10 protein-coding genes are annotated in these 12359 nt (G+C 52.6%); 8 read left to right on the plus strand and 2 right to left on the minus strand.

Going from position 1 to position 12359, the window contains the following annotated elements:
• Nucleotides 1-55 precede the first annotated feature (55 nt).
• Nucleotides 56-739 carry an endonuclease III gene (gene nth / locus A3842_RS10475; protein WP_074101337.1) on the plus strand — a complete coding sequence of 228 codons (684 nt, stop codon included), beginning with the start codon at nt 56-58 and terminating at the stop codon, nt 737-739.
• A 32-nt stretch (nt 740-771) separates the two neighbouring features.
• On the plus strand, nt 772-1038 hold the full coding sequence (locus A3842_RS10480) for a hypothetical protein (protein ID WP_020432793.1): 267 nt from the start codon (nt 772-774) through the stop codon (nt 1036-1038).
• Between the two features lie 111 nt (nt 1039-1149).
• Here the strand turns inward: A3842_RS10480 and A3842_RS10485 are convergent, their stop codons facing one another.
• Together A3842_RS10485 and A3842_RS10490 are read right to left on the minus strand one after the other, a co-directional pair.
• Entirely contained in the window at nt 1150-1482 is a 333-nt protein-coding gene (locus A3842_RS10485; protein WP_074101338.1) for an ArsR/SmtB family transcription factor, read from the minus strand.
• Nucleotides 1483-1485: 3 nt separating this feature from the next.
• Complete coding sequence (locus A3842_RS10490; RefSeq protein ID WP_074101340.1) at nt 1486-1911, minus strand: SRPBCC family protein; 426 nt, start codon at nt 1909-1911, stop codon at nt 1486-1488.
• Between the two features lie 251 nt (nt 1912-2162).
• On the opposite strand from A3842_RS10490, the gene A3842_RS10495 reads away from it, so the two are divergent.
• The 6 genes from A3842_RS10495 to A3842_RS10520 all read left to right on the plus strand — a co-directional run bounded on the left by A3842_RS10495 (nt 2163) and on the right by A3842_RS10520 (nt 12325).
• A complete protein-coding gene (locus A3842_RS10495; protein ID WP_143186236.1) occupies nt 2163-5843 on the plus strand; it encodes a dynamin family protein in 3681 nt (1226 codons plus the stop codon).
• Nucleotides 5844-5990: 147 nt separating this feature from the next.
• Nucleotides 5991-7181, plus strand: a complete 1191-nt coding sequence (purT, locus tag A3842_RS10500) for a formate-dependent phosphoribosylglycinamide formyltransferase (RefSeq protein WP_074087684.1) — start codon at nt 5991-5993, stop codon at nt 7179-7181.
• Entirely contained in the window at nt 7171-7635 is a 465-nt protein-coding gene (locus A3842_RS10505; protein ID WP_074087685.1) for a GNAT family N-acetyltransferase, read from the plus strand. The genes purT and A3842_RS10505 overlap by 11 nt, the downstream gene beginning before the upstream one ends.
• Nucleotides 7636-7835: 200 nt before the next feature.
• Nucleotides 7836-9485, plus strand: a complete 1650-nt coding sequence (locus A3842_RS10510; protein ID WP_074101342.1) for a response regulator — start codon at nt 7836-7838, stop codon at nt 9483-9485.
• A gap of 3 nt (nt 9486-9488) precedes the next feature.
• The gene (locus tag A3842_RS10515; protein WP_083609550.1) at nt 9489-11312 is read left to right on the plus strand and encodes a sensor histidine kinase; all 1824 of its coding nucleotides are present in this window, start codon (nt 9489-9491) and stop codon (nt 11310-11312) included.
• Nucleotides 11309-12325: a substrate-binding domain-containing protein gene (locus tag A3842_RS10520; RefSeq protein WP_074101343.1), complete on the plus strand. Its 1017-nt coding sequence runs from the start codon at nt 11309-11311 to the stop codon at nt 12323-12325. The genes A3842_RS10515 and A3842_RS10520 overlap by 4 nt, the downstream gene beginning before the upstream one ends.
• Nucleotides 12326-12359 lie beyond the last annotated feature (34 nt).

Genomic DNA, 12359 nt, shown 5'->3' on the forward strand with positions numbered 1-12359 from the left:
GAGAAGTTACACTCACTGCAGGCGGTGAGAGGTAACACTCCGTGGAGGGGACACTATGAAAGTTGCAGAGGTCCGCCACATCCTGGATACCATCGGAGAGTTGTTCCCTGATGCGCATTGTGAGCTGAACCACAGCAACGCATTTGAGTTGACGATAGCCGTGCTGCTCTCAGCCCAATGTACGGACGCAACAGTGAATAAAGTAACCGAGGACCTGTTCCAAAAGTATAAAGCCCCGCTCGACTATGTTTCAGTACCCATAGAGGAACTGGAGAGCGACATCCGGCGCATCGGTTTGTACCACAACAAAGCGAAGCATATTCAAAGTCTCTGCTCAATCCTGATTGAGCGGTATGGTGGAGAGGTGCCTCAGGCACATGATTTGTTAATAACCCTGCCGGGTGTGGGGCGCAAGACTGCTAATGTGGTAGTATCCAACGCTTTTGGAGTCCCGGCCATTGCGGTGGATACGCATGTAGAGCGGGTGGCCAAAAGGCTTGCCCTTGCTGGCTGGAAAGATTCTGTGCTGGAAGTGGAGAAGAAGCTGATGAAGGCGGTGCCGCGTGACGAGTGGACACTCACGCATCACCGGCTGATCTTTTTTGGACGCTATCACTGCAAGGCACAGAATCCCAAATGTCAGGTGTGCCCGCTCTTGGATGTGTGCCGGGAGGGTAAGAAACGTATGAAAACTACTGTAATCAGGAAAGCTAAGAATCATACGGAAACAAGTGATTAAGAGTTAGAGATGAAGAAGAGGATGGGATAGAGATGAAGTGCATTTCTGTATATACCGATAATTTTGAAGCGTTCTCCGATATTTTTGAACGTGTAGTGGAAAGTCCACTTGAGGAAAACGAAGAACAGGAAGTGGAAGGCATCACGATCAGCCACTCCGGCGATGTGCCTGAGCATTACCTGGAACGTATGTCCCAAAAACCTGAAGTAGTTGTGATGAGAGATAAATCCCGTGGCCTGACCATTCTACAGCATGGCAAGGTATTTGAAATTCTGTTGCCAGTTCTGGAAACTGCTTAAGCCACCCAGCTTGATTGTATAAGCAGGAGTGACCCAAATCGGATGTGAGAAAGCCGGCCCAAGGGCCGGCTTTTTGGTATGCAAAGAAAACAACTTCTGCTGATTTTGCTCTTATTGCGGGTTCGTGTCATTCTCAACGAATTCTTTTAGCAGCGACAGTCTGTCTTCCCAATAGGTCTCGAAGAAGGCAAGCCAGTCTTTTAGTTCTGCAAGAGGCTCCGGGTGAAGTGAATACCTTGTCTCCCTGCCAATCCGTCTGGAGCTGACAAGACCAGCATCAGATAAAATATGCAGATGTTTGTTAATGGCTGTACGCGAAAGAGGGAAGTTCTCCGATATGGCCACAATCGGCATATCGTTACGGGCAAGCAGCTGTAACACGCTTCTGCGGGTGGGATCGGCGATCGCTTGAAATACATCATGCTTGATTACTGGGGCAGCCACCGCTTAAGCCTCTGTATAACGAACGAGACTTTTGTTGACAATACCTTCCCATCCACCGTCCATAATGCCGCGGATCATCGAATGAGGTTGTCCGAACTCGGTAGCCTTTGTTTCATCCCATCCCGAGTGAATCAGGGTGAACTCTGTTTGCTGATTGTCCAGCTCTTTTAATTCAAACTCCAGATGCCAGTCTTTGCCCCAATCAAAACCCAGCCGGTGAGGCGGGGTAAGTTCAGTTACTGTGCAAGGAGAATCACCAAATTGGCCGGAACGCAGGATAAACTCCTTACCCAGGACCGGTTCGAATGTATTGTCCATCCACCAGGCCGCAATCCCCTCGGAAGTGGACACAGCTGTCCATACTTTTTCAATGGGAGCTTTAAGAACTACAGTTTTGCGAATTTCGGGCAATGTCTTTTCGCTGTGCATAAATTACCTCCTGTTTTGTAACACCTTTTGGGTTCGTAATTGATTGTAACACCATAAGGTGTTGTATTTCAATAGCTAATGAGAACTTCAACAAGCTTGTAAAGAAATACCTGGATTTGTGACATTCGTGAGGGATTATAGGGGAATTTGTAAATAGTTCTGATTTGAATTGTGGCAAACTGGTGATAAAATGTAATTATTCTATTCTTGGTAGACATACGATACACGAAGCAGCGAAGGTGGGAGTAAACGTGGGAGCGGAACGGGCCAAAATGGAGAAAGAAATCTTGAAGAAACCGTCCTATTCTGGGCTCAGCAAGCTTATGAAACAATGGGGCGATCCGGCTGCAGAACAAATTATCTCGGATTTGGAGTTAAAAGCTGCTGCGGGTGAGCTGACCTTTGCCTTTTGCGGGCATTTCTCGGCAGGGAAATCGAGTATGATTAATCAACTGTGCGGTAGGCCTGTACTGCCTTCCGGACCGGTTCCAACCAGTGCGAATATCGTATCCATCCGCAGTGGAACCCCTCGTGTTCTGCTGTATCCGCCAACTAGTGAAGCCGGAACCAAACCGGCCCCATGGGAGACAACACCGGAACAACTGCAGGATTTTTGCCGCAGAGGGGGCGAATACGCCGCCATATCGGTATGGGAGAACGTACCGCTGCTGGGGAGTTATGGAGTCCTAATGGATACACCGGGGGTGGATTCCACCGATAACGGGCATCAGGCGGCAACACATTCCGCACTCCATTTGGCGGATGTTGTGTTTTATGTGATGGATTATAATCATGTGCAGTCCGAGAATAATCTGGCCTTTGCCAAAACACTGAGTGAATGGGGCAAGCCCCTGTATCTTATCATTAATCAGATTGACAAGCACCGTGAACAGGAAATTACCATTGAAGTGTACCGGAAGCAATTAGTAAGCGCTTTCGGTCAATGGGGGATTCAGCCGGCGGGAATTCTCTTTACTTCACTCAAGGTTCAGGAGCATCCATTGAACCAGTGGAAGGATCTGCTGAATCTGATTGAGAAACTCCTGGAGCAACGGGATGAGCTGCTTCAGTACAGTCTGTCCCGTTCCCTTTATCATACCGCAGATGCAGCCCTGACAGCCTACAGAGAAGGACAGCGGGAGGAACGGGAGCATCTTCTTGAGGATGCAGGAACAGCGGAGGAGCGGGATTACGTGGAGCGTGAGCTCCTCGAATGCGCGGATGAGCGGGCAAAGGCTCTGGGGCTGGCTGAAGAAGCGCGCCAGCAGCTGCGAACCCGTCTGGATGCACTGCTGGGCAACAGCAGCCTGATGCCGGCAGAGGTCCGGGAAGCTGCCGGAGCCTATGCCGAAAGCGTCAGTCCCGGCTTCCGCAAGGGACTGCTCTTCACGGCAGCGAAACGGGAGAAGGAACAGCAGAAACGGCTGGCCGCCTGGCATGTGCTGCAGGGACGGGAGATTGCCGCCCAGCTGGAATGGCATCTGCTCCAGCTGGTCCGGCAGTGGGGAGAAGACCTCGGAGTCTGGGACGAGGCGGCGGAGACGGCACTTAAGCAGGCGTTCCCGGCGTTCAGCCCCGGGGTGCTGGCGGCTGCCGTCAAGCCGGGAACCGGCTTCAGCGGCGAAGCGCTGCTCAATTTCTGCCGCGCACTTGCGGCTGAAATGAAAAGCCAGTTCCGCCGCGCTGCGCTAGGCGTCGGCGATGAGCTGCTGGCGAAGCTGCCGCCGCTCCTGGACGAGCGGCTCGCGGATGTGTCGCGCCGCGAGGCAGCCCTGCAGCGGCAGGCGCGCGCAATCAGCGCGCTGGCCGCCCTTGACCGCGCAGCGGACGCCCGCGCGGCAGAGCTCGCGGCGCTGCTGCCGCAGCGCCGCACCCTCACCCCCGGCACGCTGCCGGAGGTGAGGGTCACCCCGCAGGCGGGCGCGCCCTGCGCCGCGCCGCGGGAGACCCGGCCGCCGCAGGGCGCAGCGGCTGGAAGCCCCGCCGCAGGCTTTGCGGCGGGTATGGCTTCGCCGGCGGGCGGACGCCGCCGGCTCGGGAAGGCCGCAGCGGTGCTGGACGCTGCGGCGGAGCTGCTGCGCAGCGAGCCGGCCATGGCCTCGGCAGCGCGCAGCCTGACGGCGCGGGCGGCGGATCTCGCCGGCGGCCGGTTCACCCTGGCGCTGTTCGGAGCGTTCAGCGCCGGCAAGTCCTCCTTTGCCAATGCCTTACTGGGCGAAGATGTGCTGCCTGTGTCTCCGCATCCCGCCACAGCGGCGGTGAACCGCATTTTGGCGCCGGAAGGGGACTTCCGTCACGCCAGCGCGGTGGTCACCATGAAGAGCATGGAGGATTTCTGGGAGGATATCCTCCATTCCTTCAGTGTGCTGCAGCTTGACGCGCCGCAGCCGGAGAACTGGACTACGAGCGCTGGGAATCTCCAAGTGAGCGGGCTCCATCCCTCTGCACTGCCGCATGCCGGATTTCTGAGGGCGGCAGCGGCGGGCTGGCAGGAAGCAGAACCCTTGCTTGGAACCGTACGCACTGTCGATTTGCAGGAATACCGCCAGCTGGTCGCCGAAGAGACACGGGCTTGCTTCATTCAGGGAATAGATCTCTATTATGACTGTCCCCTGACAGCCGGCGGTATCGTACTGGTCGATACCCCTGGGGCGGATTCACTGCATGCGCGTCATACCGGAGTAACCTTTGGTTACATGAAGAATGCCGATGCGATATGTTTTGTGACCTATTACAATCATGCATTCTCCAAGGCGGACAGGGGCCTGCTGGCCCAGTTGGGCCGGATCAAAGACAGCTTTGCGCTGGATAAAATGTTCTTCATCATCAATGCCTCTGATCTGGCCTCGGATGAAGAAGAGCTACAGGAGGTTCAGCAGCATGTTACGCAGAATCTGCGCGCCGGCGGTCTGAATGCACCGCAGATGTATTCCCTCTCCAGCCTGCTTGCACTGGAAGGGAAAACGGCAAATAACCGGGAGATCTATGAAGCTTCCCGGTTCAGCAGCTTCGAGCAGGCACTTGCACATTTCGCGGGCGGGGAACTGCCAAAGCTGTCACTGGCAGGGGCCAGAGACAGCCTCGGCACCATCCGGCGCCGGACAGAAGAGTGGCAGGAAAAGGCACGTCAGGCGGCGGGGCAGCGTGAAGTGCAAATGAGGGAACTGCAGGAGCAGCGGAGTCAGGCAGAGCGGCGGTTGGGTTTATTGGCCGCCGAGGAGCGGCCGCGCCGGGATTTGCGCAGGGAAGGTGAGGAATTGCTGTATCATGTCCGCCAGCGGATCTCTTTCTCCTTTGGGCGTTTCTTTCAGGAATCGTTCCATCCCTCTCTGCTCCGTGAAGACGGCGGTCATCTCAAAGACATCTTTACAGCTTGTGGAAGAGAACTGGAACGGACGACTCAGCGAGAGCTGGAGCAGGAGCTGTGGGCCACCACGCTCCGGTTGGAGGCTGCCGGGCGCCGTCTGGTGCACTCAGCGGCAGCAGCTGCCGCTGAAGAGCTATCCATACCTCCGGAAGAGCTACACTTTCTTCAGAATGATAGGGAGTCTTGGTCTGCTCCGGCCAAGCTGGAAGTCAGGCTGGAGCCGCTCGACTGGACGGCACTGTGGAGCCGCTTCAAATCCCCCCGCCACTTCTTCGAAGGGACCGGCCGCAATGAGGTTAGAGCAGGGGCCGAGCCTGGGATGAAGGAATCCGTGGCAGGGGCTGTTGAAGAACAGGAAAGCTTTTTGCTGGATTTCTATGCAGAACGTATGGATGCCGCTTTGTCCCAGGTAGTGAAGGAGCTGAGTGAGAATCTGTCCGAGCGGGAAGCAGCGATCACAGAGCTCCTGAGAGGGGGTGATTCTGCAGAGCACTGGAGTCTTCTCAGCAGTGAATTGCTGGAACTTGAACAAGCTTTAGGCGATATCGTGGACAACGATCTGTGAAGTTTGTAGGAAAATGTCGAAGAACACTTGCATTCTGACGGATGATGGAAGAAAATAAAGGAGCCTGAAAATTTACAGTTTGCATTGCGTCGTTTACAGAAACATAGAACGCAGCAATCAAATTGGCGAAAGAGGTTGAAATCGACAATGTGGGGAGCTCCTTTTTCAGCCCAGAGCCGTAAGCTGCTGCTCCTGGGCAGCGGGGAATTGGGCAAGGAAGTCATTATCGAAGCTCAGCGCCTTGGCGTAGAGACCGTAGCTGTGGATCGTTATGAAGATGCACCGGCGATGGGGGTGGCCCATCGTTCCCATGTTATTGATATGCTTGACGCGGAAGCACTAAAAAAACTGATTCGTGAAGAAAAGCCGGATCTGATTGTTCCGGAGATCGAAGCCATTGCCACACATGCACTGCAGGAGCTGGAACAAGAAGGATTCTTTGTAGTTCCTACAGCACGTGCAGCGCGGCTGACAATGGACCGGGAAGGCATTCGCCGTCTGGCCGCCGAGGAGCTGGGCCTGCCAACTGCAGCCTACCGTTTCGCGGATAGTCTGGACGAGCTGCGTCAGGCCGTAGAGATCCTGGGCACCCCGTGTGTGATTAAGCCGATCATGAGTTCGTCCGGCAAAGGACAAAGCGTATGCAAGAAGCCTGAGGATGCCGAGCATTGCTGGAATACGGCACTGGAAGGTGCACGTGCCAAAGGAACCCGGGTTATTGTAGAAGCCTTCGTGACCTTCGAGAGTGAGATCACACTCTTAACTGTACGTTCGGTCAGCGGTACGCTATTCTGCCCTCCGATCGGCCATATTCAGAAGGACGGCGACTATGTGGAGTCCTGGCAGCCTCATCAGATGAATGCAGCCGAGTGGGCTGAGGCTCAAGAAATCGCCCGCGCAGTTACAGACCAGCTTGGCGGGTATGGGATTTTTGGCGTGGAGCTGTTTCTTACGGATCATGGTGTATTGTTCAGCGAAGTCTCACCGAGACCGCATGATACAGGCATGGTTACTATGATTACACAGGATTTATCGGAATTTGCTCTGCATGTCAGAGCCATTCTTGGATTTCCGCTCGACTCGGTGCAATTGCTGTCACCGGGCGCATCAGCAACATTGAAGGCAGAAACAGCCGGACAAGCTTTTAGGGTAACCGGTATTGGCGAAGCGCTGGCGCTTCCCCGTACACAGGTCCGTGTGTTCGGCAAACCGGAGATCCGCCCTGGACGGCGGATGGCCGTAGCGTTAAGTGCAGCGGAAGATGTGGAAATCGCGCGGACGACAGCCAAGCAGGCGGCGTCTATGCTAAAAGTGGAGGTAATTGAGGATGAACAGTAGTACTCAGGAGCAGGTACTGCAAATTCGCAAATGCGGCTTGAATGATCTGGAGAGAGTGACAGCCCTTCTGCGGGAATTCGGCTATCCGACAACGCTTAGCGTGATGAAAGAAAGAATGGAAGACATGGAGAATGATCCGTTCCACTGCACTCTCGTTGCAGAACTGGATAATGAAGTTGTGGGAATGGTTGGACTACGGAAGGTAAGATCCTATTACAAGCATGCAGACTGTATTATGGAGATTACCGCACTGATCGTAGCAGAGGAGCTTAGAGGCAACGGACTTGGCAAAAGACTGGTGGCCTCAGCAGAAGACTGGGCACGCCAGCAGGGATGCTGCCAGCTTTTCCTGAGAAGCGGTAATCGGGTGGAACGTGCGCCGGCACATGCTTTCTACCGTCATATCGGATTTGAGAAAACCACCGGCTACCGCTTCAACAAATCATTGCTATAGACCATACGCACCAATCATCCCCATCCCGGTTCAAGCGGGATGGTTTTTTTTGCCCATATGTTCTATTTCTCCATACACATACGCATTCTATGTATTGCCTTCGCCAATCCACCTTCCTTAACTTAACCATAGATTGAGTCGTTCGAATCAGATAGAATGGGTGTAGAATGACCTAAACCTGATCCAAAGAGGGATGAAAAATGTATAAATTGATTCTAGCCGAAGACGAAGAAGATGTAAGAGAAGGGATTATCGCGCAAATCGACTGGGAGCACTACGGGTTTGAGGTTGTGGATCAGGCAGAGAACGGGCGGGAAGCCGCGGACTCCATTGACCGGCTGCTGCCGGACGTAGTCGTAACCGATATCCAGATGCCATTTATGAACGGGCTGCAGCTGGCGGAATGGATCCGTAGCCGTCACCCCAATACGAAGATAATTATCTTGACCGGATATGATGAATTCGAATACGCCCAGAAGGCAATCAAGCTGCAAATAGATGAATATATTTTGAAACCGTTTTCTGCACAGGAGCTGATTGACGTTCTGCTTAAGGTAAGGGCAACGATAGAGGCGGAGATTGCCGAGAAAGAGAATGTGTTTGTACTCAGCGAGCATTACCGCAAAAGTCTGCCGGTGCTCCGTGAGCAGTTTCTCTCCTCTCTGGTCTCCCGCAGGCTCCCAGCTGCAGAGATTGCTGAAAAGAGCGCTGAATACGGTATAGAATTAAGCGGTGCGCGGTTTCAGGCTTCCGTGATCCGTGTGGATTATATCCGCGAGGGCGGAGAAGAGACCGTGGCAACCAAACGGCCTGTATCGCTCAGAGATACGGGTGAACGTAATCTTCAGCTCTTTGCCGTACTGAATATTGCTGAAGAAATCTGCCAAAAGCATGGCTTCGGCAAAGTATTCATCTACCGCGATGATGTGGTGCTGCTCTCGGTCAGCGAAGACAGGGATGAAGCTGCGATTACCAGCCACACCTATGCTATTCTCGAAGAAATTCGCCAGAATGTGCAGCGTTTTCTTAAGCTTACTGTGACAGCGGGCTCAGGTACGGCCTGCCATTCACCAGCCCTCTTGTCCCATTCCTTCAACGATGCGCTGCAGGCGCTGGATTATCGTCTGATCCTTGGAAATAATAGAGTGATCTGGATCGAAGACGTAGAATCCCGGGTGGGGCGTATGCTGGCTTATGACGAGCTGACCCAGCAGTCGCTGATCCGTACGATCAAGCTGGGTACCCTCCAGGAATTGAGAGAGGTTGTGGACGAGCTCTTTGGCGGATTGGATGCGGCACTGGTGAGCACGCAGGAATATCAGATTTTTCTGCTGGAGATCATCACCACGATACTTCGGGTAGCCAAGGAATCGGGCAGTGAGATGAGCGATTTCAACGGCTTGGGATTTTCCTCCCTGACAGAGATTCAGAAATTCAACAATATGGGTGAGGCCAGGGAATGGATTATCGGTGTGTGCAGCCGGCTCATGGATTCCATTGCCTCGGAGCGGCAGTCCAGCTACAAGCAACTGATCGACCAGGCCAAGGATTATATCCGCAGCCATTATGAGGAATCCGATATTTCTATCGGCAGAGTCTGCCAGCATTTGCACATCAGCACCGGCTACTTCAGCAGCATTTTTAAGAAAGAAATGAAGATGACCTTTGTCAGCTACCTGTTGCAGATCCGTCTCGAAGCGGCCAAAGAGCTGCTGCGTTCGACAGAGCTTAAGGCGTTTGAAATTGCCGAAAGAATCGGCTTTGCCGACCCCAACTATTTCAGCTTTTGCTTCCGCAAGAAATATGGTCAATCGCCAAAAGAGTACAAAAACAGCTCACGGGGAGGATAAGCTATGAACAAGCCGAAGGCTTATTTTTTTCCGCTTCGCCCGCAGCCGCGCAAGCGGGGCAAGCTTCGTTTGTCCTCCAAGCTGCGGAGTATCCAGCTCATTATTACGTTAACCTTTACGGCGGTCACTGTCCTTATTGCAGTGATCGTTAGTTTTATGCTGTACAACAAATTTGCTGCAACCGCCGAAAAGAATGCCAATATGAACATGCAGCAGATTATTGAGCAGGTGAATTATAACCTGGAGCTGTATGTCAAAGGGATGGGAAGTATTTTTGAAACAGCGGAGAAGCAGATTACAGCCAGTCCTTCTATTGATTCTTCCCTGCTAGGGGAGCGGATGGATACGCTGATGAGCAGCCGTGAAGATCTCGTTTCTGTAGCGGTGTTCACCCCTAAAGGTAAATATGTGGTCGGCACACCGGGCCAGAATATGCGGCTCAACACCCAGCTGCAAAGTCAAAGCTGGTTCACTTCGGCTATCAAAAGCTCTGAGATTTCCTACTCTGCTCCACATATACAGAACTTGTTCAAGGGGCGTTATACCTGGGTGGTCTCCATCAGCAAGATGATTGAATACAAAGAAAACGGGATTACCAAAACAGGTGTTTTGCTAATCGACTTCAATTTCCGTACAATTGATCAGCTCAGCCGACAGGTAAAGTTGGGTAACAGAGGGTATGCTTACATTCTTGATCGGCAGGGCAACATTGTTTACCATCCACAGCAGCAGCTGATTTATGCCGGGCTGAAGTACGAGAATGTAGAGCCGGTGCTGGCGTATGAATACCGCAGCTATCTGGATGAATCTACCGGGGAGAAACGCTTTATCACCGTACGCACATTGGCCCAGACAGGCTGGAAGATCGTCGGTGTGGCCTATTACGATGAGATTGTGACGACCAAGCGTGACCTGAACCATTTTTTGATCTGGTTTTTGGGTTTCGTTATCCTAGGTGTAATCGTGTTATCAATCTTCTTGTCCTGGCTGATTGCCAGTCCCATCCGTAAGCTGGAACGGACGGTCAAGCTGGTTGGAGAAGGGGATCTGAACACGCCGATTGACGTCAGCGGTGCTTATGAGGTTGAACAGCTGTCCCGGCGCTTTAACATGATGCTGCAGCGGATCAGGCAACTCATGGACCAGATTATCTATGAGCAGGAAACCAAGCGCAAGGGTGAGCTGGAGGTGCTGCAATCGCAGATTAACCCTCATTTTTTATATAACACACTGAATTCGGTCATCCGGCTGGCGGAAAGAGGCAAAACGGATGAAGTGGTGACGATGATCCAATCCCTGTCGAAATTTTTCCGCATCAGTCTCAGTAAAGGGAAAAATATGATTACCATGCAGGAGGAGCTGGATCATATCCGGCATTACCTGGTCATTCAGAGCTTCCGCTTCAAAAACAAATTCCGCTATGAGATTAAGGCACAGGACGAGGTTCTGACGTACCAGACGATCAAGCTGATTCTGCAGCCGATTGTGGAGAATGCCCTCTACCATGGCATTGAAATGATGCCCGATGAAGGACTGATTACTATTACTGCAGAGCTGCAGGAGGGGATGATTGTTATCCGGATCAGTGACAACGGGCTTGGCATGAATCAGGAGACACTGAAAACGATTCTGAGCGGCGGTAAAACCAGCGGCGGATCAGGTGTAGGAGTCCGGAACGTGAACGAACGGATCGGTCTTGTCTATGGACGGGAATACGGACTCACCTTTGAGAGTGAGATTGAAGAAGGGACAACAGTTACGGTCATCTTTCCTGCGGTCCGGGCCCAGGAGGGGCCAGAAGAAGGAAAGGAGGAATCCGTACAATGAGAAACTTACGCTTAGGGGTTGTTTTACTGGTGTGCTTAGTGTTGGGGTTTATGGTCACTTCCTGCCTGGGTACTTCTCCGGCATACATCAGTACAACCAAAACACACAACGTCCATATGATTGTAAAAATGAACAAAGGCGACTACTGGAACACTGTGAAGCTGGGTGCGGAGGCCGCTGCCAAGGAGTTCAATGTGAAGCTGACGTTCAAAGCGCCGGATTCGGAGAGCGACATCGACGAGCAAATCACGATGGTAGAGGAGTCCATCAAGCAGAAGGCTGATGTAATTATACTTGCAGCCAGCAGTTATATGGGGCTCGCGCAGGTGGTGGACCAGGCCGAATATTATAAGATTCCTGTAATTTCAGTAGATGCGGAGGTAGGTTCAGCCAAGGTCAAAACCTATGTGGGCTCAAACGGCTATGAAGCCGGGCAGAAATCTGCAGAAAGGCTGATTGAGCTTTTAAATGGCTACGGGGAGATCGGCATCATCAATTTCACAAATTCCACCGGACACCAAGGCTCATCCGGATCGATTGATTATGGTGCACGGGATGCGAACGAACGGGAGATGGGTTTTCTGAACTATGCTGCCCGGTTTCCCAATATTGAGGTCGTTCAGATTTCCTATACTTCATCCAATACTAGCGACGCTGAACAACTGACCCGGGATATGCTGTTGAACCATCCTGATCTCCGGGGCATTGCCACCCTGAATGAAACGGCTTCACAGGGTGCAGGCAATGTGATTCAGGAGCTGGGTTTTAGTCAGTTGAAGATGGTCGCCTTTGACAGTTCTCCGTCCATGATGGAGCTGCTGCAGAATGGGACGGTTCAGGCCACCGTCATCCAGAATCCTTTCAGCAACGGATATTTAGCCGTCAAATATGCCGTAGAAGCCTCTGAAGGCATTGAAGTGCCTGAACGTGTGGATACCGGCACGAAGCTGATCGACCTGGAGAACATGTTATGGCCGGAGAACCAGAAGTTATTATTTCCCTTTGTCCGGTAGAAGGCTCACATCATTAGAATTTTTATAAAAATGA

Origin of the sequence: Paenibacillus sp. P3E (assembly GCF_001909045.1) — a bacterium.
Lineage (GTDB): Bacteria > Bacillota > Bacilli > Paenibacillales > Paenibacillaceae > Paenibacillus_AQ > Paenibacillus_AQ helianthi.